We start from the raw sequence: 23,777 nt of genomic DNA, 5'->3' as shown, positions 1-23,777 counted from the left end.
CTGAGCCTATACGGGTGTTTCCTGCATCAGCGCGAGCGTATTCCCCTCGCTGTCCTGGAAGAACGCCATCCACACTTCACGGTCCGGGAGTTTCGCGATCAGGTGAGGCTCCCGGACGAAGTTCACACCCCTGGCGCCGAGCGCCGTCCGCATCGCGTGGATGTCGTCCACGGCGAAATAGAGGACGGATCCGGGGTGGTCGATCTCGCCTTCGCCGCTCGCGAGCATCAGGCGCACACCTCCGCAGTCGAAGAACGCCAGGCCCGGTGGGGCGTCGAACAGGAATTTCAGCCCAAGCACGTCGCGGTAAAATGCGGTGGCGCGCGGTACGTCCACCGCGCGCATCGAGATCTGCTGGAGGCGTGACAGCCCCCCGATCGTTGCGGTCATGAAGTCCCCCCATTCAACAGGACATCCGTATCGCCACCCGCTGGCGATGAGCGTTCGCGATCCGCTGCAGGCCTCCGTCGAGCCGCAACCATCTGCATGGGAGCGCCAGCCCGGCCGCGATCCGTCCGTCATTGTGCGCCGGCTCGTGACCGAGACACTCGCGATCTTCGCGATCGCGGCGCGATGACTGTCGAGCTTGGTTATGGTCTCGGCGCGCGCGGCGATCAAAATCGACCCGTTGACCGCATTGCAGGTGGACCGGCGCCTGATCGCTCCGTATATACTGCGGCACAGGAGCTGGCTTCATGAACGCCGTGCCGCACGACCGTGGGGCGCTCGTGTTGCTCGTCGAGGACGATCGGGACGGCCGTGAGATGTTTGCGGCCGGCTTCCAGTCATTCGGCTTCCGCGTCGAGCAGGCGCACAACGGACTCCAGGCACTCGCCAAAGCGATTGAGCTTCAGCCGGACATCATCGTGACGGACCTGGCGATACCGGGTATCGACGGCCTGCAGTTGTGCAAACGGCTCCGAGAAGATCCACGCACCGAGCACATTCCCATTGTCGGGATCACCGGGTATGCGTCCTTTGCCGCGGAGCCGGGTCGCGCAACGCGCGCGGGCTGCGACGCAGTGTATGTGAAGCCGTGTCCACCAGACATCGTGATTGCCGAGATGAACCGCCTCCTGGCGGCCGCCAGGCGCGCCTGAAACCCGTCGTCCTCCTCGTCGAGGATTACGCGGACGCGCGGGAGATGTACCGGGAGTACCTGCTGTTTGCGGGCTTCGCCGTGGAGACGGCGGAAAACGGCGAGGAGGCGCTCGTCAAGGCGCGCGAGCTGGACCCCGACATTGTTCTCATGGATCTGTCGCTGCCGGTCCTCGACGGCTGGGAGGCGACACGACGCCTCAAGACGGATGACGAAACGGCGCACCTGACCGTCGTCGCGCTGAGCGCACACGCGATGGCCGCCGAGCAGCACCGCGCCGCCGAGGCCGGCTGCGATGGGTTCATCGCGAAGCCGTGTCTGCCCGAGCAGCTCGTGAGCGAGCTGAGCCGCCACCTCGACGCCGTGCCCCCGGTGCGCCGGAAGCGTTCGACGAAGCGTCAGCGGCGGCCGACCCGCGCAGCCGCTCCTTCTGTTTCTTGACACGACTGATGCGCGCCTGGTAGTCGGCCCACTGCCGCGCATCGTGGCCGTAGACATCGCGGAAGAAGTACGCCGCGCCTCCTTCATCGGCGCGCGCCGTCCAGTACATCAGGTGCACGGGAACCGGCCGCGGCAGCCGCACGTGTTGTTCCTCGCCGCTGTTCATCGCCTGCCGGATGTTCCCGCCGCCCCATCGCGCATCGCTCCCGAGCAGGTACTCCGCGAGCCGCACCGGGTTTTCAACGCGAACGCACCCATGGCTGAGCGCGCGGTTGCTCTTCGAGAACAGCGAGACGGCCGGCGTGTCGTGCAGGTACACGTCGAAATCATTCGGAAAGAGAAACTTCACCAGGCCGAGCGAATTCGCCGTTCCAGGCCGCTGCCGGAACCGATAAGGAAAGCCGTTCCCCTCCTCGTCGGTTGACGCGTGCCCGTACCAGTCAATCGTCGACGGATCGACGACCTCTCCCGACGTGGAGACGACCTCGAGGTTGTTGCGCTCGAGATAGCCGGGATCGCTCAGAACCGCCGGCAGCGTTTCCTCCGCGGCGATGCTCGACGGCACGTTCCAGAACGGCGCAAAGACGATCGTCGTCATCGTGTCGCTGAAGATCGGAGTCGGCTTGTCGCTCGCGCCGACAACCACCTTCATCGGCAGGATGACGCGCCCCTGCTCCCACACCTCGAGGTGATACTCGGGGACGTTCACGCGGATGTGCCGTTCGCCGAGGTCCCGCGGAAACCAGCGCCATCGCTCCATGTTCAACTCGATCTGCCGGATGCGCATCGCGACCGGCACGTTCATCGCCGCCACCGTCTCGCGCGTGAGGACCGGTTCCTGCGCCAGCCCATGACGCGCGCGGAACTGCCGGACTCCATCCTGCAACGCCGCATCGTAGGACTGTGGTGGACGTTCGGCGCAGCGTTCCGGCAGGTCGCCGGTGACCGCCAGCCGCCTGGCGAGGGCGGCCAGGTGCGGGCTGCGCTGTTCCGGCTTCAGCGCCAGCGAAGCCGGCAGCGTTGGCCAGCCACCGGCCTGCGCGATCGCCAGGTAGCGTTCGCGGGCCTCGGCCAGGCGCCGGTACTCGTCGTGACTCGGAGCGAGCGCTCGCAGCGATTCGTCAACGGTGCCGTGGTCAACCGCTGCTCTCAGCGAGGGCAGCAGGTCAATGGGTCGCGGCTTGATCCGCCACATCGGGTCGGCATGCGGTCGCACGGTGACGCCGTTGGCGAGGTCGCTCGCATAGGCGAGCCACGCGGCGGTCAGGCGCAGATCGGTCGGAGCGATCGCCTCCGGATCGAAGCCGTCAGGGCCCAGCAGGCGCGTGCGCACCTGCGAGCGGGCGTGCGAGAGCGGGCCCAGATCGTAGAGTTCAGGGTCCAGGCCATCGCGCGTGGCTCCGTCAATCGCGCCGAGGAGCGCATCGAGCTGCTTCCGCGGGCGCGTCCCCTCTATCCATGCCGGCTGATATCGCCGATCGGCGTAGAACTTCCGCAGGGTCTTCCAGATCGTTGCGCCGTCGTGGTGAGCGGTGACGTACGCCGGCGCGCGCTGCGAGAGCGCTTTCTGTAACTCGGCTGACGCGATCCGTGTGGCGTCCTGTTGCGCCTCCCTCGAGCACGCGCTGAGCAACCCTATGCCCATCAGTACGATCGCAAACCGCGGCATGCGCGCCATTCAGGCCTTGTGCCTCCCCATGGCGTGCGTAGCAAGAGCAGCGCCACAGGAACGGCGCTGACGGAGGGGGCGGCTAGACGCCGTAGGTTGACCGCTTCCGTGCCTGCAGCACGCGCGAGGGCAGCGCGTGGCCGACCTTCTCTTCGATGAAGAGCGACGCGTTCACCAGCGCGTCGAGATCGACGCCGGTCTCGACCCCCAGGCCGTCGAGCATGTACATCAGGTCTTCCGTCGCGAGGTTGCCCGTCGCCCCGGGCGCGTAGGGACAACCGCCGAGGCCGCCCGCAGAGGCGTCGAAGGTACGGACCCCGAGATCGATCGCGGTCAGTACGTTGGCGAGCGCCGTGCCGCGGGTGTCGTGCAGGTGGAGGGCGACTCGCCCGCCCGGCGCGTCGGAGAAGATGCGCGGGAGCAGCGATCGAATCTGCGCCGGGTGCGCGACGCCGATCGTGTCGCTGACGGCGACCTCGTAGGCGCCGAGCGCCAGGAGGCGCGCGACGAGCGTGGCGACGCGCGCCGGATCGACCGCTCCTTCGAACGGGCACCCGAAGGCCGTGGAGAGGTAGGCGCGCACCCGCAGGCCGCGCGCGCGCGCCGCCGAGGACACCGCCGCGTACGTCTCGAGCGATTGGCCGATTGTCTGGTTGATGTTCCGCTGGCTGAAGCTCTCCGATGAGGCGGCGAAGATCGCGATGTCGTCCGCGCGCGCCGCCGCTGCCCGCTCGAGTCCCTGCAGGTTGGGCGCGAGCGCGGTGTAGCGCACGCCAGGGCGGCGGCGGATGCCGGCGAACACCGCGCCGGCATCCGCCATCTGCGGCACCCACTTCGGGCTGACGAACGCGGAGACCTCGATGACGGGGAGCCCCGCCGCGGAGAGCCGGTCCACGAACGCGATCTTGTCGGCCGTCGTGACCGGTGACGCTTCGTTCTGGAGGCCATCGCGCGGCCCGACCTCGACGACGGTGATCTTCATTCGATTTCAACCAGCGTCACGCCCGGCTGGACGAGGTCGCCCGGCCCGCAGTTGACAGCCGTAACGGTCCCATCGTGCGCGGCGCGGAGCGGCAGCTCCATCTTCATCGCCTCGAGCGTCACGACGGTCTGCCCGTGGGAGACACGGTCGCCGACGGCAACCGGCACGCCGATGACCGTGGCCGGCATCGGCGCGGCCAGCATCTCATGGCCCGCCGACCGCCGGCGCCGCGGCGCGGGCGCCGCGGTTGCAATCTCCCACACCTCCCCTTCGCAGAACGCCCACTGCCGATCTTTTGTGGCTGCCACAAAAATCCGGCGCTGCCGGCCGGCCTCATCCGTGACGATGAGCTCGGACGGGCTGATTGCGGTGACGTTCACCGCCACCCTCGCACTCTCTGCCACGGATCGAGGGCGCCATTCACCGGCTCAGGAAGGGGGACAGTCCCACTTATCCCGCGCGATAAGTGGGACTGTCCCACTTCCGCCGCGCGGGCCAGCGCCGCCCGTACGAATGGAGGCGGGTCCGTTCGGGCAGGCGCCAGATCCCGCCACCGTTCGTCGATCGACCGCGTGTGCAGCCGTCCACTCCGGAACTCGTCGTCGGCGAGCAGCCGGAGGAGAAACGGGATGTTGGTGCGGACGCCGAGGATGGGGAATTCGTGGAGCGCGGCGATCGCACGGGCGATCGCCGCGTTCCGCGTTTCGGCGTGTACGATGAGCTTCGCGAGCAGCGGGTCGTACTGCACCGGCACTTCGCTCCCCTCGACAACGCCGGAATCGACGCGGATGCCAGGACCGCTGGGTTCGCGATACACCAGCAGCCGCCCGGCCTGCGGCAGGAACTCCTGCGACGGATCCTCCGCATAGAGGCGGCACTCGATCGCATGCCCGCGGCGTTCGAGGTCTGCCTGCGCCCACGGCAACGGTTCGCCGGCCGCGACGGCGAGCTGGGCCTGCACCAGGTCACGCCCCGTGATCGCCTCGGTCACCGGATGCTCGACCTGCAGCCGGGTGTTCATCTCGAGGAAGTAGAAGCGCGCCGAGTCTCCCTCGCCCTCGACCAGGAATTCGACGGTCCCCGCGTTCCGATACTGCGCCGCCTTCGCCGCCGCCACGGCGGCGGCCCCCATCGCCTGGCGCACGCGGTCGGTGAGGGCCGGTGAAGGACTTTCTTCGAGGATCTTCTGATGCCGGCGCTGCGCCGAACACTCGCGCTCGAACAGGTGTACCGCGTGGCCGTGAGCGTCTGCAAAGACCTGGATCTCGACGTGGCGCGCCCGCTCGATCAAACGCTCGACGTACAGCGTGCCGTCGCCAAACGCCGCGGCCGCCTCGCGCCGGGCCGCGGCCACCAGTTCCGGCGCCTCGCGTTCGCCGGCGATCCGCCTCATGCCCTTGCCGCCCCCGCCCGCGGCCGCCTTCACGAGCGCCGGGAAGCCCACCTTCCGGAGCGCCGCGACGATGCCGGGATCATCCTGGCGCGCGGGTGTTTCCCCGGGGACAACGGGGATGCCGGCGCGCTGCATCAGCTCGCGCGCCGCTATCTTCGAACCCATCAGGGCGATCGCCGATGCCGGCGGCCCGATGAAGGTGAGGCCCGCCCGCTCGCAGGCGCTCGCGAACGCCGTGTTTTCGGAGAGAAACCCGTACCCGGGATGGACGGCGTCCGCCGCGCAGGCGCGCGCCGCGTCGAGAATCCGGTCGATCCGCAGGTAGCTCTCGGCGGCCGGCGCCGGCCCGATCGCGACGGCGCGATCCGCGGCGCGCGTGTGCGGCGCCCCGGCGTCGAGCTCGGAGAAGACGGCGACCGATTCCAGGCCCCGCTCGCGGCATGCCCGGATCACGCGCAGCGCGATCTCGCCCCGATTCGCCACCAGGACGCGTTGCACGACTACGACGCGCTCCAGTCCGGCTTCCGCTTCTCGAGGAACGCGCGCATCCCCTCCTGGCCTTCCTTGGAGACGCGCTGCTGCGCAATCGTGTCGCTCGTGAGCCCGATGACGTTGTCCGGCATTTCGCACGCGACCCGCCGGATCAGGTCTTTCGCGAGCGCCATCGCGGTGGGGCCGGAGGACACCAGGTCGCCGACCAGCGCCTCGATCCGGTCCTCGATCTTCGCGCTGCTCTCAACGTAGTGCACCAGGCCGATCTCGCGCGCGCGCGCGGCAGAGAAGCGGGCGCCGGTCAGGAACAGCTCGCGCGCCGCGGACCGGCCGATCTTCGCCACTACGTAGGGCGCAATGACGGCAGGGAGAATCCCGAGCTTCACCTCGGTAAACCCGTATACCGCAGCCTCGTCCGACACGACGATGTCCGCCACGGCGGCCAGGCCGGCGCCGCCGCCGAGCGCGGCGCCGTGGACTTTCGCGACGACCGGCCGCGGGAGCGTGTCCAGCTCGTGGAACATGATGGCGAGCCGCGAGGCATCGAGCGAGTTCTGCTCGCGCGAGTACGCGACCATTCGTGACATCCAGTTCAGGTCCGCGCCCGCGCAGAACACGCTCCCGGCCCCCTGCAGCACGACCACGCGCGTCTCGCGCCGCGCGCCGATCGCGCGCGCGGCGTCGGTCATCCTTTCGATCAGTTCGTCGTTGAACGCGTTGCGCACCTCCGGCCGGTTCAGGGTCAGGCGGGTGACGGCGCCGTCGTGACGGATGTCGAGCATCGCTACATCCTGAACACGCCAAAGCGGGCGGGAGGCACCGGGGCATTCCAGGCCATCGAGATCCCCAGCGCGAGGGCCTGCCGCGTCTGCGCCGGATCGAGGATCCCGTCGTCCCACAGGCGTGCGGTGGAGTAGTACGGCGAGCCCTCGCGCTCGTACTTCTCCAGGATCGGGCCGCGGATCGCCGCCTCGTCGCCGCTGGCAAACGGGCGCCCTTCGCGCGCGAGCTGGTCGCGCTTCACCGTGGTCAGGACACCCGCGGCCTGTTCTCCTCCCATCACGGAGATCCGCGCGTTCGGCCACATCCACAGCAGCCGCGGCTCGTAGGCGCGGCCGCACATCCCATAGTTGCCCGCACCGAACGAGCCCCCCGCGATGACGGTGAACTTCGGCACGACGGAGTTCGCCACGGCGTGCACCATCTTCGCGCCGTCCTTCGCGATGCCGGCGCGCTCGTACTGCTTGCCGACCATGAAGCCGGTGATGTTCTGCAGGAAGATCAGGGGGACGCCGCGCATGTTGCACAGCTCGATGAAGTGCGCGGCCTTGAGCGCCGACTCGGAAAACAGCACGCCGTTGTTGGCGAGAATGCCGACGAGGAATCCGTGCAGCCGCGCGAAGCCGGTCACGAGCGTGCTGCCGTAGCGCTCCTTGAACTCGTCGAACCGGGAGCCGTCCACGAGGCGCGCGATGACTTCGTGCACGTCGTAGGGCTTCCGCACGTCTGCGGAGACGATCCCGTAGATCTCCTCCGGATCGTACCGCGGCTCTTCCGGCGTCGTCACCTCGGGCAGCGTCTTCCGCGTGTGCAGCGTGGACACGATCGTGCGCGCGATGTGCAACGCGTGCTCGTCATCGTCCGCGAAGTAATCGGCGACCCCTGAGAGGCGGGTGTGCACGTCCGCGCCGCCGAGGTCCTCGGCGCTGACTTCCTCGCCGGTTGCGGCTTTCACGAGCGGTGGCCCGCCCAGGAAGATCGTTCCGGTCCCCTTGACGATGATCGTCTCGTCGGACATCGCCGGGACGTACGCACCCCCGGCCGTGCAGGAGCCCATGACCACGGCTATCTGCGGGATTCCCTCCGCCGACATGCGCGCCTGGTTGAAGAAGATCCGGCCGAAGTGCTCCCGATCCGGGAACACCTCTGCCTGCAGCGGCAGGAAGGCGCCGCCCGAGTCGACCAGGTACACGCAGGGCAGCCGGTTCTCCAGACCGACCTGCTGCGCCCGGACGTGTTTCCTGACGGTCAGCGGATAGTACGTGCCACCTTTCACCGTCGCGTCGTTGGCGACGATCAGCACCTCGCGCCCGCTCACGCGCCCGACGCCGGTGACGATCCCGGCCGACGGCGCATCATTGTCGTAGAGGTCCCACGCTGCAAGCGGCGACAGCTCGAGGAACGGGGAGTCCGGGTCGAGCAGCCGCTCGATACGTTCCCGCACGGGCAGCTTGCCCTGCTCGCGGTGGCGCTGGACGTATTTTGCGCCCCCTCCCTCGCGCGCGCGCGCCAGCCGCTCCCGGAGGTCGCGCACGAGCCCCTCCATCCGCGCGCGGTTCTGGCGGAATTCGGGCGATCCGGGGTCGATATGGGTGTCGAGGACGTCCATCAGCTGGGAAGCCGCTCGAGGGGCCGCGGGTGGACCGCGCAGGACATGCGCGAATTATAGTATTTCCGATGGGTTTCGAGGCGGCCCGCGAATGGATGGTCGCCACGCAGATCGAGGGTCGCGGTGTGCGCGACCCTCGCGTGCTCGCGGCGATGCGCGCCGTGCCGCGCCACCTGTTCGTGCCGCCGGGCAGCGAGGCGTCGGCGTACGAGGACCGGCCGCTCGCGATCGGCGAAGGGCAGACGATCTCGCAGCCGCTGATGGTGGCGATCATGACCGAGGCCCTGCGTCCTTCGGCCGGGGATCGCGTGCTCGAAGTGGGAACCGGTTCGGGATACCAGGCGGCCGTCCTCGCGGCGCTCGTCCGCGAGGTGGTGAGCCTCGAGCGACACGAAACGCTCGCCGCGCACGCGCGCCGCGCGTTGGCCGAGTCGGCGGCGGCCAACGTGCGCGTCATCGTCGGCGACGGCAGCGAAGGACTGCCGTCCGAAGCCCCGTTCGACGGGATCATCGTGACAGCCGGCGCACCGTCGGTGCCCGAGCCGCTGAAGGCTCAGCTCGCCGAAGGAGGCCGCCTCGTCATTCCCGTCGGCTCCCATCATCAGCAAGTGCTCACCATCCTGACACGGCACGGCGACGAATTCAGGATGGAATCAAGGGACGCCTGCGCGTTCGTGCCCCTTCTGGGCCGGTTCGGTTGGCAATCCACGCCGGATCTTTAACTTCCGCGCACCCGGTGGGTTCTGGCGTGACATATTTGTCTCCACACTTGACAGCATTTGCGGCTGTGTATAATCTTCCAACGCTTCAAGCCAACATGTTGCGCCTTGAGCGTTTGCCTTGAAGACAGTTTCGGGTGCTACGATGACGACCAAACGCAAATTCCGCGTCCTGGCGATCGACGATGAGCCGCAGATGATCGACTGGCTCAAGATCATCCTCGAGCAGGAAGGCTACGAGGTACGGACGGCGATGGTCGGCGTGCGGGGTGAGGAGCTGTACAAGACCTGGCGGCCCGACGCCGTCGTCGTCGACATGATGCTGCCGGACATCGACGGTCTCGAGCTGCTCCGGCGGTTCAAGCAGGTCCCGAGCGACTGCGAAATGATCGTGGTTACGGGGCATCCCGCCCTCGACAAGGCGGTCGAGGCGGTGAAGGCCGGGGCTTTCGACTTCGTGGAAAAGTCCACCGACCCCGAGGCGCTGCTGACGCGGCTGCGACGCGCGCTCGAGCGCCGGACGCTGCTTGATGAAAACGAGGAACTGCGCCGCAAGCTGCGCGGCGAGTTCCGCTTCGAGAACATCATCGGCAAGAGCAAGAAGATGCACGAGCTGCTCGAGCTGGTCGCCAGCGTGGCGGGCAGCGACGCCAACATCCTCATCCAGGGGGAGAACGGCACGGGCAAGGAGCCCATCGCCAACGCGATCCACTACAACAGCAAGCGCGCGAAGGGGCCGTTCATCAAGATCAACTGCGCGGCGATTCCCAAGGACCTGATCGAGTCCGAGCTGTTCGGCTACAAGAAGGGCGCGTTCACCGGCGCGATGACGGACAAGGAAGGGCTCTTCGAGATGGCGGAGGGGGGCTCGCTGCTCCTCGACGAGATCGGAGAGATGCCGCCGTACCTGCAGACGAAGCTGCTTCGCGTCCTGCAGGAGCGTGAGTACCGGCCGATCGGCAGCGACCGGATCGTCCGGGTGGATTTTCGGCTCATCTGCGCGACCAACGTCGACGTCGATACGGCGCTGCGCGACGGCAAGCTGCGCGAGGACCTGTACTTCCGTATCAACACCATCACGCTGCGGGTCCCGCCGCTGCGCGAGCGGACCGAGGACATTCCGCTGCTGACGGAGTACTTCCGCGAGAAGTACAACAAGCGCCCCGACCGCAACCTGAAAGGGATCACGCCCGACGCGTATCACCTGTTGATCCGCCACCGGTGGCCCGGGAACGTGCGCGAGCTGGAGAACATCCTCGAGCGCGGCGTGCTCGTGGCCAAGTCGAGCGAGATCACCGTCAACGACCTGCCGGACACGATGCGCAGCGACTCGCAGACGCAGGCGGAGTTCACCATTCCGCCGCATCGCACGCTGGCCGAGATCGAGCGGATGGCGATCCTGCAGACGCTGCACCGCACGAACTGGAACAAGCAGGAGGCGGCGCAGATCCTCGGCCTGTACAGGCCGACGCTCTACAGCAAGATGAAGAAGCACGCCATCACGGATCCCGGCAAGGGCGCACGACGCGCCGTTTCGTAACGACGGCCGGGCGCTGACGGCCGACGCTTCTGGCCGTCGGCTCTGACGGGCGCACCCGAGGGCCTTTGGCCTTGACGATGATGCTACGTGCCGTGGCCGCGGTCGGAGACCTGTCGCTGTTCGGCGCGCGCGCCGTGGTCGCGGCGTTCCGGCCTCCGTTCGAGTTCAGGGAGATTTCGCGGCAGCTCTACGAGCTTGGCTTGCGCTCGGCGCCGCTCGTTGCCGTCGCGGGATTTGCCGTGGGGGTCGTGCTCTCCATGCACACGCGGGCGTCGCTCGAGCGGTTCGGCGCCGAATCGATGATTCCCGCGGGGCTGGCGATGGCGCTCGTCCGCGAGACCGGCCCGCTCACCTGCGGGCTGCTCCTGGCGGGCCGGATCGGTGCCGGCATCGGAGCCGAGCTGGGGGCGATGCGCGTCACCGAGCAGATCGACGCGCTCGAGGCCACCGCCGTCGATGCCTTCAAATACCTCGTCGTCACGCGCGCGATCGCGTGCGTGATCTCGGTGCCGATCCTGACCACCATCCTGAACTTCTCCGGCATCCTCGGGGGCTACGTGGCCGAGGCGGCCATTACGGGCATGTCGCTGCCGCTGTACGTGCGCCGCGCGTTCTCGTTGATCAACTACTCCGACTACGTGCCGGCGACACTGAAGACGATGGTGTTCGGCTACCTGATTGCCATCATTTCGTCCTACCTCGGGTACCAGACGACCGAAGGAACCGCGGGCGTGGGACGCGCCTCGACGCGCGCCGTGGTGCTCTCTTCGATCGGCCTCATCGCCATCAACGTCCTGCTCGTCAAGCTGATCTTCTTTTTCCTCCCCGGCTCCGGCGGCTGATGGGCGGCCAGACGACACCGGCCGCTCGGCTGGACGCGGTGACGAAGTCCTTCGGCCCGCGTCGCGTCCTGGACGGCGTCACCTTCGAGGTGGCCCAGGGCGAAGGCTTCTGCCTCCTCGGCCGCAGCGGAACCGGGAAGAGCCTCACGCTCAAGCACATCGTCGGGCTGGTGAAGCCCGACGAGGGCCGGGTGTTCGTCGAGGGCACCGAGATCACGCCGATGTCGAGCGCCGAGCTGACCCCGGTGCGCCGACGGATGGGCTTCGTGTTTCAGAATGGCGCGCTGTTCGACTCGATCTCGATCGGCGAAAACGTCGCCTTTGTCCTGCGCCGCCACACAAGGTTGAGCGACGCTGAGATTCGGAGCAGGGCGGCCGAGAAGCTGGCGCGCGTGGGGCTGGAGCGCGATTACGCCAAGCTGCCTGCCGACCTGTCCGGCGGGATGCGCAAGCGGGCCGGCCTGGCGCGCGCCCTGGCGTTGGATCCGCCGATCCTGCTCGTTGATGAGCCCAGCGCCGGGCTCGACCCCATCACCTCGGAAGAGATCGACGACCTGCTCCTGGACCTGAAAACCACGGAGGGCACCACGCTGATCGTCGTGACCCACAACATCCCCAGCGCGCGCAAGCTGGCCGACACCTTCGTCATGCTGCACGAAGGACGGATTGTGGCACGCGGCTCGGCCGAGGAGTTCGAAAAGAGCGACGACCCCCTGGTGAAATCTTTCATGCGTTCCACGCACGCGGGGTGAAAAAAGGGGTCGGGAGCCTTTTTCGGTCCCTCTCCCCGCTCCGAAAAAGGCTCCCGACCCCTTTTTTCCGGTGCGGAAGTTGCAAGCCAGCTCAACGATGCCGCCTTCCAAGCTCCTGGGCGTCGGCGCCTTCGTCATCGGCGGCGTCGTGCTGTTTGCTGCGGGGCTGTTCCTCATCGGCGACCGGCGCGGCCTGTTCAAAGAGTCGTTCGAGGTTTACGCGGAGTTCTCGAAGCTCGCGGGCCTCGAGAACGGCGCGAGCGTTCGCGTCGCCGGACTTGATGCGGGCGAGGTCACCGCGATCCGCGTTCCGGACAGTCCGCGCGCGCGCTTCCGCGTACACATCCGCATCCGCGAAGACCTCCATGGCGTCGTTCGCACCGACTCGATTGCGTCGATTCAGAACGAGGGGCTGGTCGGCAACAAGTTCGTGCAGGTCGAGGGCGGATCGGAGCACTCGCCCCGCGCGCCGGGCGGCAGCACGATCCAGAGCCGCGACCCGGTCGACATCGCGGACCTGTTCCAGCAGATGAGCGAGACGCTCGACCTGGTGACCCGGACGGTCGACGAACTCAAGGGGGACGTCCAGGTTGCGATCCAGGCGGTGTCCGACACGGCGGTGGAAGCCAAGGCGATGTTCACCTCCTCGCGCGACGACGTGGAAGCGATCGCGCGCGACGGGCGGCGCGTGGCCGAGGACATGCGCCTCATCATCGACAACGTGCGTGCCGGGCGCGGCACCTTCGGCCGGCTGGTGCACGACGATGCGCTCTACCGCGATGCGAGGCGCATCGCGGCCGAAGCGGAGGGGGTTGTCGCCAATCTGCGCGAGGTGGCGAGCCAGGCGCGCAAGGCTGTCGCAGACTTCAACAGCAGTGTGAGCAGCAAGGACGGTCCCGCACAGGGGCTGGCGGCCGACCTGCGCCAGACCATCACGCACGCGCGCGACGCGATGGCGGATCTGGCCGCCAATGCCGAAGCGCTGAAGCGGAACTTCCTCTTCCGCGGATTCTTCAACCGGCGAGGCTATTTCGATCTGGACGACATCGACGCCGCGACATATCGGAAGGGCGCGCTCGAGGGCAAGGATCGCAAGGCGCTCCGCATCTGGCTGGACGCGTCGTACCTGTTTGGCCCCGACGAACACGGCGTGGAGCGGTTGACCGAGGCTGGCAAGGCCAGGATCGACTCCGTCATGTCTCAGTTTGTGAAGTACCCGCCCAGCAGCCCGCTCGTCGTTGAAGGTTACGCGGAGGGGGACACGGAAGACGTGCGGTACCTGGCTTCGCGCTACCGCGCCTCCATCGTTGCGGAGTACGTCACGGTGAAATATGGCCTCGACTCGAACCGCGTCGGCGTGATCGCGCTCGGCACGGACGCCCCAGACAGCCCGACAGGAACGAGCTGGCGCGGCGTGGCGCTGGCGCTCTTCGCCCCACGGTAACGGACGCGGCGTCAGGATTCCCTACAGGGCCTTGCAGCTCAGCACTCGCGTTCCACATCACGGTGCCCCCCTGCACGGTCCAGTCGCTGGCATGCCGTATGGATAGAAGTACGCCGATGTCAGTACGCACCGAAGGAGGAACTGTGGACGATCGATCGCGGGTCATGCTGGCCGCGCTCGTGGGCGCGGCCGCCGGGGCGGTCTGGGGCTATCTGTACCTGACGGCGGGCGGCCAGCGCGTGCGCGCGCAGATCGAACCGAAGCTCGACGATTTCGTCGGTGAGCTCCGGCGTCTGCGCGGGACGATCGACAAGGCGCGGACGGCCGCCGATGAAGGCTGGCGGTCGCTCAGCGATCTCACCGGGGGACCGGGCGGCCGCTGGGGCGAGGGGGTTGCACACTAATGGCAGATCTGGGCACTACGAACACGTTCCTCGGCATCATGGCGGTGGTCGCCGTGCTCGAGGCGCTCGTCGCGATCGGCTTCGGTGTGGGCGCGTTCATCGCGTACCGGCGCATCATGGCGGTCGTCGCCGACCTCGAGCGGCGCCACCTCGTGCCGCTGACGACGAAAGTCAACACGATCCTGGACGACGTCAAGGGCATCACGGCCAAGGCGCAGCTCCAGGCCGAGCGGGTGGACCACGCGATTGCCGGCACGATGGACCGCGTGGACGTCACCGCCGAGCGCATGAAACACACCGTGAGAGAACAGGTCGCGCGTGTGCTGGGGCTGGTGCGCGGCGTGCGCGCCGCCGTGGCGTCGATGGTGAGCGGCAACGGCGGCCACCGGGCACGTCCGGCCGCGGCCGATCCGTACGCGGGCACGGGCACGTACTGACAACGGACCGTTTGCGGGGGACGAACCGGCGCAACGGCGGCCCGGATGAGAGCGCTCGGCGAACCAGCCCGGCGCGACAACCGGTCGTCGGCGAGAAGGAGAAAAGGAGACACTCGATGACGTACGAATACGACCGTTTCGAGCGCGAGGAAGGCAGCGGCGCGTTTTTGATGGGGCTGCTCGCGGGCACGGTGCTCGGCGCGGGGCTGGGTATGTTGTTCGCGCCGCGCGCCGGCGCCGAGCTTCGCACGCAGCTTTCGGACCAGGCGGGGCGGCTGCGGAACACGGCGACAGATGCCTACCAGCAGGTCTCGGAGAAAGTGACGCAGTTTGCCGAGCGCGGGCGCGAGGCCTACGACCGGGCGCGCAGCAGCGTCGCGACCGGGACGACCGGTGAGCCGGCGAGCGGCGCGACCGGGACCACCGGTTCGAACTTCGGAACGACCGGAGCCGGGTACGGCACGGGCGCGGGCAACACGGGCAACACCGGCGTCTGAGCGTGTCGACGAGCCAATGAACGAGCGCCGGGCGACGGCCATTGCGGACCTCCTGCTCGTTGCGGCCGGGGCGGCTGCCGCGTGGATCGTGCTTCGCGATCCCGCGCGGCGCCGCGCTGCCTTCCGCATGGCGAAGGGGTTCGTCATCGGGCCGCTCCCCGCGCTGTTCGTCCACGAGCTGCGCGCGGCATGGGAGGCAAGCGGCCGGCGCAGTATCATGGGCAGGTGACGACCGACACGCGCGCGCCCGGTGCGCGCGCGCTGACGCTGTTCGCGCAGGTGGCCGGGCGCGTGCGTTTCGAGGTGAACCTCACCGCGCTGGCCCTGTGGCGAGGCTTCACGAGCTTCTACGACAGCAGCAACCTGACGTTCGCCTCGTCCATTGCGTACTACGCGCTGCTGTCGCTCTTCCCGTTCTTCCTGATCGTGTTCTCGATCCTCGGGTCGGTTGTCTCCGACAGCGTCGGCCAGGACGCCGTGCTGCAGTTTGTCTTCAAGTATTTCCCCCGGCAGTTCGACTTCGTCAACCAGCAGCTCCAGCAGATGCACCGCTCGTCCGTGCCGCTGGGCATCGCCGGCTCGATCCTCATGACGTGGGCCGCGATGGGGTTCTTCGGCGCCATCAGCAACGCCGTCAATTACGCGTGGGGCGTCGACAAGCAGCCCAGCTACCTGAAACACAAGTTGATTGCGCTGCTGATGCTCATCACGGCGAGCCTGCTGCTGCTGGCCGCACTCGCCCTGCTTAGCGCGACGTCCGTGGTCGGGGCCTCCTGGTTCGCCGGCGTGGTGAACCGCACCCCCGCGCTGCTCGTGCTGCGCGGCGTCGCGCTGCAGTGGGCGCCGACGGTGCTCTTCATCGTGGTAGTCGGGTTGATTTTCTACTTCGTTCCGAACGCGAACGTGCGCTTCCGCGACGTGTGGGTGGGTGCCGTCATGACCGGGCTGCTCTGGCGCGGCGCGTTGAAGGGGTTCTCGTGGTACATGAAGGACCTCTCGCGGCTGAGCGTCCATGGATCGATCGCGGCGGTGGTGGCGTTCCTGATCTGGATCTACGTGTCGGCGGTGATTCTGCTCTACGGCGCCGAGTTGACCGCCGCGTACGCGCGACTGCGGCGGCGAAGGCCTGAAGACATGCCGGCGGCGCCGGCACCGCGAACGGAGGTCTGAGGTGAGACATCAGGCCGTCATCGTGTTGGCGGGGCTGGCGTTGGCGGTGAGCGTGGCCGGCGCCGTGACGCTGATCTCGGTGGAGCAGGAGATCGACATCGGACGGCAGGCACACGCGCAGGTGAAGGCGGAAACGCCGGAGGTGACCGACCCCGCGATCGCGGGCTACCTCAGCGACATCGGACGCCAGCTCGCGCGGCAGGCCAGAGGGCCGAAATACCCGTACTCCTACTCGATCGCGAACTACCGCGAGATCAACGCGTTTGCCCTGCCGGGCGGTCCCGTGTGGATCAATCGCGGCGCGATGCAGGCGGCGCGCAACGAGTCGCAGGTCGTCGGCGTGCTGGCCCACGAAACGGCGCACATCGCCCAGCGGCACGCCGCCGACCAACTGACGAAATCGATGGTGGCCAACGGCCTGCTCGCGCTGCTTGGCGCCGTCCTCGGCAACGACGGCGGCGCGCGCTCGGCGCAAATCGCCGCCCGCTTCATCGCGGGAGGCTACATGCTGAAATTCAGCCGCGAGGACGAACTCGATGCCGACCGCGTGGGTGCCCGGATCATGCGGCGTGCGGGCTGGGACAACCGCGGAATGCTGGAGTTCATGCAGATCCTCCGCGAGACGCAGGGGCGCGACCCCTCCCACGTTGAGGTGTTTCGCTCGACGCACCCCGCGCCCGCCGGACGCATCAACGGCCTGCGGCGGATCGTGCAACGCGGCGGACGGCGTGACAGCTCCCGGTTCCAGCAGGTGCGCCAACGGCTCGGCCGTTTGGCACCAGCGCGGAGGATGCGCAGGTAGCACGACCACTGCGGGATAGCCCACGCGCGAACTCGAGAGATGGGTAGTCGATTACACTCACAACTGGGCCGTGAGGTTCCACTCGAGAGGCGCAGCCGTAAGCCCGCCTCCATCACAGCCGCAAGAACACGATAAACAGGGGCATCTGTCAGCGCCCGGAGATGGCACCCCGGTTGCTCTGGTGGATGGTGACCGAAGCGCACGGCGCGTCGGGCCATCCTCCCCGGTGTTCAGCTGGGGAAACACACCTGCCACGACTGCCTGCCATGAGGCTGCAGGGAGGGTCGAAAGACGCTCCCTGCCTTGTCTTTGTTTTTCCTCGCGGGCGGCCTACTGTGAGGATCGTGGTCGTTCGGTTGGCGACTCCGCCAGCGACCGTGGCATGCGGCGGGCTCCTTCTCCTCGCGGGGCGGCCGCGGCTCACTTGCCCGAGGCAACCATCAGCAGGTTTTCTCGTCGCGCCTCCATCAGCCGCTCCGCGAGTGTGAAGCCGGCGTACGCGAGCGCCGTGGCGACGGGCAGCCACGCGGCAAGCAGCGCGGCAGCGGCCGCCGGGCTGTCGAGCGCGCGGAGCGCGAAGGCCGCGATGGCGGCCGGAGGGGCGCACGACACGACGAACGCCAGCACGCCCAGCAGGCCGGCGGCCTGATGAGCATTTCCCGCGTTGCCCACACTCGACAGATCCACACCGCGCGGGAACAGCAGGGACAGTATCGCGGCGACAGGGGAGAGCACGACGTAGGCGGCAAGCGCGCCGAAGATGACCGCGCTCCACAGCACGGCGGAGTGGGCGCCGGTGCCAGCTCCCACGGCGAGCGAGAGCGCGCAGGGTACGGCGGCAATGAGCGCTCCGCCGGCCGCCTTCCCGTACAACAGCTCGCGCGGGCTGATCGGCGAGAGAAACTCCAGCGTGAGCCCCGCGCCATCCACGGCGAACTGGTTGAATGCAAATGGCGCGATGGCCAACAACGCCAGGACGATGCCGAAGATGCCGAGCGAGTAGCCGGCGCCAATGTTCACCGGCCCGATGGGAATGGCATTGTCGCGAACGACGAACAGCACCGTGAACACCGCGAGCATCACGATCGGCATCAGCACGATCGCGCGGCCGCGCGGCGTTCTGAGCGCGAGGCGCACGAACGACACCGCGACCGCCGACGTGCGCGGGCCGGCCAGTGGCACCGTCGCGAACCCACCGTGCCCCGCGATCCGGCGCGCGCGTCCGCTCGATGCCGGCGTGCGCAGCATCCGTTGATAGACCGGCCACGTCAGCCCGTGCGCCAGCGCAGCCCAGATCAGCAGGCCGGCGCAGCGTGCGGCGGTCGCGTCGCCGCGTCCCATCGCAGCCTCGCGCATCGCGCGAACGTAGATCTCGGAAGGGATCGCCGCGACAGTCGTCTGCATCCAGCCGGGGACAGCCAGGCCGACCTCCCCGCGGTGCCGCGGGCCGCGGCGCCGGCCCGCGTCCTTCGGGATGAACGCGCTCGGAAGGAGCGATACGACGACGACGAACACGAGTCCGACGAGTACCAGCGACTCGGCGCGTCGCCGGTCGCGCACGATGAGCTGCAGCGTCGCGCTCGAAAGCGAGGCAATGCCCAGGAGGAGAAGGAGAAACGCGACGCCCGCAGCGAGCGCCGCGAGCGCAGGCAGAGCGGTCCCCCGAACGGCGCCGCCAACCGCGACACCAGCCAGCAGCGGCACGGACAGGAACACCCACGGATCGGAGAGGCCGGAGACCGTGTGCGCGAAATAGAGCGTTCGCGCCGGGATCGGCAGCAGCATCAGCCGGATCAGTCCAGCAGCCTGCGCGCCCGTGGAGAGGAGGATCGGGCCCATGAGCGTGAGCAGCAGCGCCACGGCCAGCGTCCATCTCATGACCTGCAGCGGAAAGGCGGACTGAAGCGGATCGCCCGTCAGCGACCATCCGGTCCACACACCGAACACGGCCAGCCCAACCGCCGCAGGCGTCAGGAGCACGGCAATGGCGATGGGCAGGAGAGATTCGGCGGTGCGCGACACTCGCTCGATGATGTCGCGCGCCCCGCTCCGCGTGATCGTGTTGATCAGCACGCGCCACCGCAGCCACGCGAGCGCGCGAAGAATCCGGAGAGAGGATGCGGCGCTCACAGCCAGTCCAGCGACACGTCGCCCGCGGCCCCGGCGCCCACCAGTCCGAGGAACGTCTCCTCGAGCGTGCCGGCCGCGGCGCCCCCTGCCTTCAGATCCGCCATCGGGCCCTGCGCCACGAGCTTTCCGTTCGCGATGATGCCGATGTGGTCGCAGAGGCGCTCGACGATTTCAAGGATGTGCGACGTGAGGAAGATCGTCCCGCCGCGCGAGACGAAGCCCTGGAGCAACGTCCGGATCTGACGCGACGCGATGGCGTCGATGCCCTCGAACGGTTCGTCGAGGAAGAGCACCCTGGGCCCGGGCAGCAGCGCCGCGGCGAGCGACAGCTTCTTGCGCATGCCGTGGGAATAATCGGCGACGAGCGTGTCGCCCGCGCCCCGCAGATCCATCAACTCGAGCAGCTCGTCGGTGCGGCGTTGCAGCTCCGCGTGCGCCACGGCGTGCACCTGGCCGACGAAGGCCAGCGTTTCCCGCGCGGTGAGCCGATCGAACAGCGCGAGATCCTCCGGCACGACGCCGATGCGCGTTTTCACGGCGACTGGATCGCGAACCGGATCGAGGTCGAGGATCCGCATGGCCCCCGACGTGGGACGGAGCAACCCCGTCAGGCACTTGATGGTGGTGGACTTGCCCGCGCCGTTCGGGCCGAGAAAACCGTAAAAGCTGCCGGACGGGACCGCCAGATCGATGCCGTCCACCGCCGGCGTGTCGCCGAACACGCGGCGCAGTGCTCTCGTTTCAATGGCGAGCAACATCTGCGCCGCATTCTACTATCCCATGGTTATGCGCCCACGCGCCCCCGGGCCGAACGCTCGCGCAGCGAACTCGGGGCGTCCAGGTGCGCCCCATCGTCGACGCCGACGCCGAGACGATCCACCAGCTCCCCACCCAGCCACGCGGTGACGGCGCCGAGAACCAGGCCGGCCGCGGCGACGAGCATCGCCGCAAGCGAAGGGAAGTACCCGCCGACTTCGTACCGCATCCACCAGCTGGCCGCGAACAGCGCCACCACGACGACGTTGCCGAGCCCGCTCTGCTTTCCATAAGCGTCCTCCGCCTGAGGTGGAAGCAAGAGTGACGCCGACGCGGTGATAAGTTGTACGGATGCCGAATCGCCTCGCGGCCGAGCGGAGCCCCTACCTGCTGCAGCACGCCTCGAATCCCGTTGACTGGTACCCGTGGGGCGAGGAGGCGTTCGCGAGGGCGCGCGCGGACGGCAAGCCCATCTTTCTCTCCGTCGGCTACTCGACCTGCCATTGGTGTCACGTGATGGAGCACGAGTCGTTCGAGCGGCCCGACGTGGCTTCGGCGCTGAACGACTCGTTCGTGTCCATCAAGGTCGATCGCGAGGAGCGGCCGGATGTGGATCGTGTGTACATGCTGTTCGTGCAGGCGACCACGGGCGCCGGCGGATGGCCGATGAGCGTCTTCCTCACACCAGAGCTGAAGCCGTTTTTCGGCGGGACGTACTTTCCGCCAACCTCCCGCTGGGGGCGTCCCGGCTTCATCGACGTGCTGCAAGAGATCGCCCAGGGATGGCGCACTGACCGGATCAGGATCGAGAACATCGCGGGAACGCTGATCGATCGGCTGCGGGCGGCCACCGAGCGCGACGGCCCGGGCACCGACGGCCGGGCGCCCGGCACCGCGGTGCTCGACCAGGGCGTCGAGCAGTATCAACGCACGTTCGACCGCCGCGCGGGCGGCTTCGGCGACGCTCCGAAGTTCCCGCGCCCGTCGGAGCTGCTGTTCCTGATGCGCGAGCACGCGCGCACCCGCGGCGATGCGGAGCGCAGCGACACCGCGTTGGACATGGCGGTCGCGACCCTGCGCGCGATGGCCTTTGGCGGAATGCGCGACCACGTCGGCGGCGGGTTTCATCGCTACTCGGTCGATCGCGAGTGGCGGGTGCCGCATTTCGAGAAGATGCTCTACGACCAGGCACAGCTGGTCCTCGCCTACACCGAGGCGCACCAGGCGGCAGGCGACGAGTTCTATGCCGTCGTCGCCGAGGACACGCTGGAGTACGTGCGGCGCGATCTGACCGATCGCGCCGGGGGATTCTTCTCGGCGGAAGACGCGGACAGCGTGCCGCCCGAGCTCGCGGGCGCGCCCGGGGCGCGCAAGTCCGAAGGGGCGTTCTATCTCTGGACCGCGGAAGAAATCGATCGCCTGCTCGGCGACGAAGCCGCGGTGGTGAAGACCCGGTTCGGCGTGCTGCCGGCGGGCAACGCGCCGGAGGATCCGCACGGCGAGTTCGCCGGGTGGAACATCCTGTACACCGCGGCCACGGTCGAAGAAGTCGCGCAGCAGACCGGGCGCGCGGCGGCGGAGGTGGTGGACGTGCTGGCACGCGCCCGTCCGGCGCTGTTCTACGCCCGCGCCGGACGCCCCAGGCCCCACCTCGATGACAAGGTGCTCACCGCGTGGAACGGCCTGATGATCGCGGCGTTTGCGCGTGCCGGGCGGGTGCTGCTCGCGAGCGGCCGGGCGCCGCAGTACGTGGAAACCGCGCGCCACGCGGCGGCGTTCCTGCGCCAGACCCTGTGGGACGCGTCGCGCCGCGTGCTGCGTCGCCGGTACCGCGACGGCGAGGCGGCAATCGACGGCTACTGCGAGGACTACGCGTACCTGGTGTTCGGCCTGCTGGAACTGTTCCAGGCGACCGGCGACCCGCAGTGGCTCGAGTGGTCGATCGAACTGCAGAAGCGGCAGGACGACCTGTTCGGCGATCCGGCGGGTGGCTGGTTCAGCACTGCGGGTGACGACCCCACGGTGCTGTTACGGCTGAAAGAGGATTACGACGGCGCCGAGCCGGCCGCCGGATCGGTCAGCGTCATGAACGTGCTCACGCTGTCGCACCTCACCGGCGAGGCCGCGCATCGCGCGCTGGCGGAGCGCGCGCTGGCGCGGCTGTCGGATCGTGGCGCGGAGGCGGCGCGCGTGTCTCCCTTCATGTGCGCCGCGCTCTCGGCGTATCATGCCGGCGTGCGCCAGATCGTGATTGCCGGCGAGGACGCCCGCGCGCTGCAGGAGGCCGTTGCGTCACGGTATCAGCCGTTTACCGTGCTGGTGCCGCTGACGCGTCCCGCGGATGTCGAAGGCGTGGCGCGGCTGCTGCCATTGACCGCCGGCATGCGCCCGCGTGACGGGCGTCCGGCGGCGTACGTCTGCCACGATTTCCGCTGCGAGGCGCCGGTGCACGATGCCGCGGCGCTTCGAGCGCTGCTCGACTGACTGCGCTCGCAAGGTGACGCCGTGACGTTCGATATCGAGATCGTGCTCCGCAACGAGAAGGACGCCGCCGTCGAACGCGCGGTCCACCCGCGCGATCCGCACAAATGGGACGAGGAGGACGTGCGCGATGTTCTGCGGCAGATCCTCCTCGCCCTGAACCGCGTGGGAAATCCGGGCGCCCCGGACCCGGTTGTGGCGCTGCGCGGGTTCTCCTGGATCGTGGAGCCGTTCGACGAGGGGCGGGTCGTGATCGCGCTCGAGATTCCGATGGGCGCCGCCATCGCCGGGCCGTTCGCGATCGGCCGCACCGCCCTCGACGCGCTCGTCACCCGCGCGATCGCCACAACGGGCGGGCCGCCGGTGTGAGAAGTGGGACAGTCACACTTTCCAGCTCAGCGAATCGGAAAGTGTGACTGTCCCACTTCTCACGGCCAATGCCGCCGGCAACGATCACGACGTCCTTCCCGTCGGCGGCCTCCTCGGTGGGCCACCCCACACCGAAGCGACCACGGACGCCGACGACGTCGCCGGCGGCAAGCTGGCGCATGGCACTGGTCACCGATCTGACCGCGCGGGCCGTGTGCAGCAGCCGGCCGCGGGTCGCGGGATCGCCGCTGATCGAGAGCGGGATCTCACCGCAGCCGGGGATGTAGACCATGTTGAACTGGCCCGGCGCGAACGTCATGACGCGCGTGCCGTTGTTTGGAGCCAGTTCGACGGTCGACGTGTCGTCCGTCTCCTCCCGCACGTGGCGGATCGCGTAGGTCCGCGGGCGCATCGGGTCGACGCGGCGGCTGGGCATTGATGTACAGGTCCAGGAGCTGGAGGCGCGTGCCCTCGAGGCGCTGTTTCATGACCTGGGAGAACCGCTTGAGCAGCTCGTAACCCAGCGCGGGGTCGGCGTCGCACTTGCCACGCAGGCAGCGCACGCCGATGAGCGCCAGCTTCGGCGGCGCGCTGTCGGCGGGGAGAAACCGGATCGCGCCTCGTTCACGGCGGGCGCGCCAGAGGACCTCGCTCGGTGGGCGCAGGTACCGTTTCAGCGACACGAACCCGGCGGCGTACGCGAAGAGCGAATCGTCCGCGCGCCTGCGCAGCGTGTCGAACAGCAGACCGACATCGGCGAGCGCGAGAAGTACTGGACCTTGGGGAACCGGCACGGAGCGGATTGACGCAATCGAAGTGCCACGCGATCGGGCCGTTTCAGCCCGGAATCGACGGGCCAACCGCCGGAGTCCCGGCGGCAGCGCGAAGTTCCGGCAATCCGGCGGCACCGCGCAACGGGCGCTGAAACTTCGAGCGGTTCCGTGCGAGAATACGCGCGTTACCCCGTAC

General features: G+C 68.4%; 26 protein-coding genes. 16 read left to right on the top strand and 10 right to left on the bottom strand.

Annotated elements, in window-relative coordinates; translation table 11 throughout:
- Window positions 1-6 precede the first annotated feature (6 nt).
- Complete coding sequence (locus HYU53_08915; GenBank protein MBI2221316.1) at window positions 7-390, bottom strand: VOC family protein; 384 nt, start codon at window positions 388-390, stop codon at window positions 7-9.
- On the opposite strand from HYU53_08915, the gene HYU53_08910 reads away from it, so the two are divergent.
- The 3 genes from HYU53_08910 (at window position 389) to HYU53_08900 (ending at window position 1,540) form a co-directional block, all read left to right on the top strand.
- On the top strand, window positions 389-577 hold the full coding sequence (locus HYU53_08910) for a hypothetical protein (GenBank protein MBI2221315.1): 189 nt from the start codon (window positions 389-391) through the stop codon (window positions 575-577). The two genes, HYU53_08915 and HYU53_08910, sit on opposite strands and share 2 nt — an antisense overlap.
- A gap of 118 nt (window positions 578-695) precedes the next feature.
- Window positions 696-1,100, top strand: a complete 405-nt coding sequence (locus tag HYU53_08905) for a response regulator (protein ID MBI2221314.1) — start codon at window positions 696-698, stop codon at window positions 1,098-1,100.
- Between the two features lie 44 nt (window positions 1,101-1,144).
- Complete coding sequence (locus HYU53_08900) at window positions 1,145-1,540, top strand: response regulator (protein MBI2221313.1); 396 nt, start codon at window positions 1,145-1,147, stop codon at window positions 1,538-1,540.
- A gap of 1,751 nt (window positions 1,541-3,291) precedes the next feature.
- On the opposite strand, the gene HYU53_08895 is transcribed toward HYU53_08900, so the two are convergent.
- From HYU53_08895 to HYU53_08875, 5 genes are all read right to left on the bottom strand, one after another.
- A complete protein-coding gene (locus HYU53_08895) occupies window positions 3,292-4,191 on the bottom strand; it encodes a hydroxymethylglutaryl-CoA lyase (GenBank protein ID MBI2221312.1) in 900 nt (299 codons plus the stop codon).
- Window positions 4,188-4,394: a hypothetical protein gene (locus HYU53_08890; protein MBI2221311.1), complete on the bottom strand. Its 207-nt coding sequence runs from the start codon at window positions 4,392-4,394 to the stop codon at window positions 4,188-4,190. The genes HYU53_08895 and HYU53_08890 overlap by 4 nt, the downstream gene beginning before the upstream one ends.
- Window positions 4,395-4,567: 173 nt before the next feature.
- Window positions 4,568-6,082: an acetyl-CoA carboxylase biotin carboxylase subunit gene (locus HYU53_08885; protein ID MBI2221310.1), complete on the bottom strand. Its 1,515-nt coding sequence runs from the start codon at window positions 6,080-6,082 to the stop codon at window positions 4,568-4,570.
- Between the two features lie 2 nt (window positions 6,083-6,084).
- On the bottom strand, window positions 6,085-6,858 hold the full coding sequence (locus HYU53_08880; protein ID MBI2221309.1) for an enoyl-CoA hydratase/isomerase family protein: 774 nt from the start codon (window positions 6,856-6,858) through the stop codon (window positions 6,085-6,087).
- A gap of 2 nt (window positions 6,859-6,860) precedes the next feature.
- The gene (locus tag HYU53_08875) at window positions 6,861-8,465 is read right to left on the bottom strand and encodes a methylcrotonoyl-CoA carboxylase (GenBank protein MBI2221308.1); all 1,605 of its coding nucleotides are present in this window, start codon (window positions 8,463-8,465) and stop codon (window positions 6,861-6,863) included.
- A gap of 95 nt (window positions 8,466-8,560) precedes the next feature.
- On the opposite strand from HYU53_08875, the gene HYU53_08870 reads away from it, so the two are divergent.
- The 11 genes from HYU53_08870 (at window position 8,561) to HYU53_08820 (ending at window position 17,072) form a co-directional block, all read left to right on the top strand.
- A complete protein-coding gene (locus HYU53_08870; protein ID MBI2221307.1) occupies window positions 8,561-9,187 on the top strand; it encodes a protein-L-isoaspartate(D-aspartate) O-methyltransferase in 627 nt (208 codons plus the stop codon).
- A gap of 142 nt (window positions 9,188-9,329) precedes the next feature.
- Window positions 9,330-10,724, top strand: a complete 1,395-nt coding sequence (locus tag HYU53_08865; protein MBI2221306.1) for a sigma-54-dependent Fis family transcriptional regulator — start codon at window positions 9,330-9,332, stop codon at window positions 10,722-10,724.
- 77 nt (window positions 10,725-10,801) lie between these two features.
- Entirely contained in the window at window positions 10,802-11,566 is a 765-nt protein-coding gene (locus HYU53_08860) for an ABC transporter permease (GenBank protein ID MBI2221305.1), read from the top strand.
- Complete coding sequence (locus HYU53_08855) at window positions 11,566-12,318, top strand: ABC transporter ATP-binding protein (GenBank protein ID MBI2221304.1); 753 nt, start codon at window positions 11,566-11,568, stop codon at window positions 12,316-12,318. Before HYU53_08860 ends, HYU53_08855 begins: the two co-directional genes overlap by 1 nt.
- A gap of 97 nt (window positions 12,319-12,415) precedes the next feature.
- A complete protein-coding gene (locus HYU53_08850) occupies window positions 12,416-13,762 on the top strand; it encodes an MCE family protein (protein MBI2221303.1) in 1,347 nt (448 codons plus the stop codon).
- A 116-nt stretch (window positions 13,763-13,878) separates the two neighbouring features.
- The gene (locus tag HYU53_08845) at window positions 13,879-14,166 is read left to right on the top strand and encodes a hypothetical protein (GenBank protein MBI2221302.1); all 288 of its coding nucleotides are present in this window, start codon (window positions 13,879-13,881) and stop codon (window positions 14,164-14,166) included.
- Window positions 14,166-14,603 (top strand): hypothetical protein, encoded by a 438-nt coding sequence (locus tag HYU53_08840; protein MBI2221301.1) that lies wholly within the window; start codon window positions 14,166-14,168, stop codon window positions 14,601-14,603. Before HYU53_08845 ends, HYU53_08840 begins: the two co-directional genes overlap by 1 nt.
- A 116-nt stretch (window positions 14,604-14,719) precedes the next feature.
- Window positions 14,720-15,100 carry a YtxH domain-containing protein gene (locus HYU53_08835; protein MBI2221300.1) on the top strand — a complete coding sequence of 127 codons (381 nt, stop codon included), beginning with the start codon at window positions 14,720-14,722 and terminating at the stop codon, window positions 15,098-15,100.
- 16 nt (window positions 15,101-15,116) lie between these two features.
- Complete coding sequence (locus HYU53_08830; GenBank protein ID MBI2221299.1) at window positions 15,117-15,329, top strand: hypothetical protein; 213 nt, start codon at window positions 15,117-15,119, stop codon at window positions 15,327-15,329.
- Window positions 15,326-16,270 (top strand): YihY/virulence factor BrkB family protein, encoded by a 945-nt coding sequence (locus tag HYU53_08825; GenBank protein ID MBI2221298.1) that lies wholly within the window; start codon window positions 15,326-15,328, stop codon window positions 16,268-16,270. The genes HYU53_08830 and HYU53_08825 overlap by 4 nt, the downstream gene beginning before the upstream one ends.
- A 1-nt stretch (window position 16,271) precedes the next feature.
- The gene (locus HYU53_08820; GenBank protein MBI2221297.1) at window positions 16,272-17,072 is read left to right on the top strand and encodes a M48 family metalloprotease; all 801 of its coding nucleotides are present in this window, start codon (window positions 16,272-16,274) and stop codon (window positions 17,070-17,072) included.
- Window positions 17,073-17,492: 420 nt separating this feature from the next.
- Here the strand turns inward: HYU53_08820 and HYU53_08815 are convergent, their stop codons facing one another.
- From HYU53_08815 to HYU53_08805, 3 genes are read right to left on the bottom strand one after another with little or no spacing between them, the layout of a single operon-like run.
- Window positions 17,493-19,202, bottom strand: coding sequence for a hypothetical protein (locus HYU53_08815; GenBank protein ID MBI2221296.1), 1,710 nt, complete (start codon window positions 19,200-19,202; stop codon window positions 17,493-17,495).
- A complete protein-coding gene (locus HYU53_08810; protein MBI2221295.1) occupies window positions 19,199-19,960 on the bottom strand; it encodes an ABC transporter ATP-binding protein in 762 nt (253 codons plus the stop codon). The genes HYU53_08815 and HYU53_08810 overlap by 4 nt, the downstream gene beginning before the upstream one ends.
- A 26-nt stretch (window positions 19,961-19,986) precedes the next feature.
- Window positions 19,987-20,298: a DUF2231 domain-containing protein gene (locus HYU53_08805; GenBank protein ID MBI2221294.1), complete on the bottom strand. Its 312-nt coding sequence runs from the start codon at window positions 20,296-20,298 to the stop codon at window positions 19,987-19,989.
- Between the two features lie 11 nt (window positions 20,299-20,309).
- Here HYU53_08805 and HYU53_08800 point away from each other — a divergent pair, with 11 nt between their 5' ends.
- Window positions 20,310-22,442: a thioredoxin domain-containing protein gene (locus HYU53_08800; protein ID MBI2221293.1), complete on the top strand. Its 2,133-nt coding sequence runs from the start codon at window positions 20,310-20,312 to the stop codon at window positions 22,440-22,442.
- 21 nt (window positions 22,443-22,463) lie between these two features.
- The gene (locus tag HYU53_08795; GenBank protein ID MBI2221292.1) at window positions 22,464-22,808 is read left to right on the top strand and encodes a hypothetical protein; all 345 of its coding nucleotides are present in this window, start codon (window positions 22,464-22,466) and stop codon (window positions 22,806-22,808) included.
- Here HYU53_08795 and HYU53_08790 read toward each other — a convergent pair.
- Window positions 22,768-23,244 carry a hypothetical protein gene (locus tag HYU53_08790; GenBank protein MBI2221291.1) on the bottom strand — a complete coding sequence of 159 codons (477 nt, stop codon included), beginning with the start codon at window positions 23,242-23,244 and terminating at the stop codon, window positions 22,768-22,770. The genes HYU53_08795 and HYU53_08790 overlap by 41 nt on opposite strands.
- Window positions 23,245-23,777: the final 533 nt, after the last annotated feature.

The organism is Acidobacteriota bacterium, assembly GCA_016184105.1.
Taxonomy (GTDB): Bacteria; Acidobacteriota; Vicinamibacteria; order Vicinamibacterales; family 2-12-FULL-66-21; genus JACPDI01.
The sequence above is the reverse complement of the archived record's forward strand: the minus strand, read 5'-3'. Positions and strand labels throughout refer to the sequence as shown.

Coding starts and splice junctions, on each gene's coding strand:
- HYU53_08800 (MBI2221293.1), top strand. CDS start 20,310: ATGCCGAATCGCCTCGCGGCCGAGCGGAGCCCCTACCTGCTGCAGCAC.
- HYU53_08830 (MBI2221299.1), top strand. CDS start 15,117: ATGAACGAGCGCCGGGCGACGGCCATTGCGGACCTCCTGCTCGTTGCG.
- HYU53_08835 (MBI2221300.1), top strand. CDS start 14,720: ATGACGTACGAATACGACCGTTTCGAGCGCGAGGAAGGCAGCGGCGCG.
- HYU53_08900 (MBI2221313.1), top strand. CDS start 1,145: ATGTACCGGGAGTACCTGCTGTTTGCGGGCTTCGCCGTGGAGACGGCG.
- HYU53_08910 (MBI2221315.1), top strand. CDS start 389: ATGAAGTCCCCCCATTCAACAGGACATCCGTATCGCCACCCGCTGGCG.
- HYU53_08840 (MBI2221301.1), top strand. CDS start 14,166: ATGGCAGATCTGGGCACTACGAACACGTTCCTCGGCATCATGGCGGTG.
- HYU53_08870 (MBI2221307.1), top strand. CDS start 8,561: ATGGTCGCCACGCAGATCGAGGGTCGCGGTGTGCGCGACCCTCGCGTG.
- HYU53_08895 (MBI2221312.1), bottom strand. CDS start 4,191: ATGAAGATCACCGTCGTCGAGGTCGGGCCGCGCGATGGCCTCCAGAAC.
- HYU53_08865 (MBI2221306.1), top strand. CDS start 9,330: ATGACGACCAAACGCAAATTCCGCGTCCTGGCGATCGACGATGAGCCG.
- HYU53_08880 (MBI2221309.1), bottom strand. CDS start 6,858: ATGCTCGACATCCGTCACGACGGCGCCGTCACCCGCCTGACCCTGAAC.
- HYU53_08905 (MBI2221314.1), top strand. CDS start 696: ATGAACGCCGTGCCGCACGACCGTGGGGCGCTCGTGTTGCTCGTCGAG.
- HYU53_08860 (MBI2221305.1), top strand. CDS start 10,802: ATGATGCTACGTGCCGTGGCCGCGGTCGGAGACCTGTCGCTGTTCGGC.
- HYU53_08850 (MBI2221303.1), top strand. CDS start 12,416: ATGCCGCCTTCCAAGCTCCTGGGCGTCGGCGCCTTCGTCATCGGCGGC.
- HYU53_08790 (MBI2221291.1), bottom strand. CDS start 23,244: ATGCCCAGCCGCCGCGTCGACCCGATGCGCCCGCGGACCTACGCGATC.
- HYU53_08810 (MBI2221295.1), bottom strand. CDS start 19,960: ATGTTGCTCGCCATTGAAACGAGAGCACTGCGCCGCGTGTTCGGCGAC.
- HYU53_08845 (MBI2221302.1), top strand. CDS start 13,879: ATGTCAGTACGCACCGAAGGAGGAACTGTGGACGATCGATCGCGGGTC.
- HYU53_08915 (MBI2221316.1), bottom strand. CDS start 390: ATGACCGCAACGATCGGGGGGCTGTCACGCCTCCAGCAGATCTCGATG.
- HYU53_08890 (MBI2221311.1), bottom strand. CDS start 4,394: ATGCTGGCCGCGCCGATGCCGGCCACGGTCATCGGCGTGCCGGTTGCC.
- HYU53_08855 (MBI2221304.1), top strand. CDS start 11,566: ATGGGCGGCCAGACGACACCGGCCGCTCGGCTGGACGCGGTGACGAAG.
- HYU53_08875 (MBI2221308.1), bottom strand. CDS start 8,465: ATGGACGTCCTCGACACCCATATCGACCCCGGATCGCCCGAATTCCGC.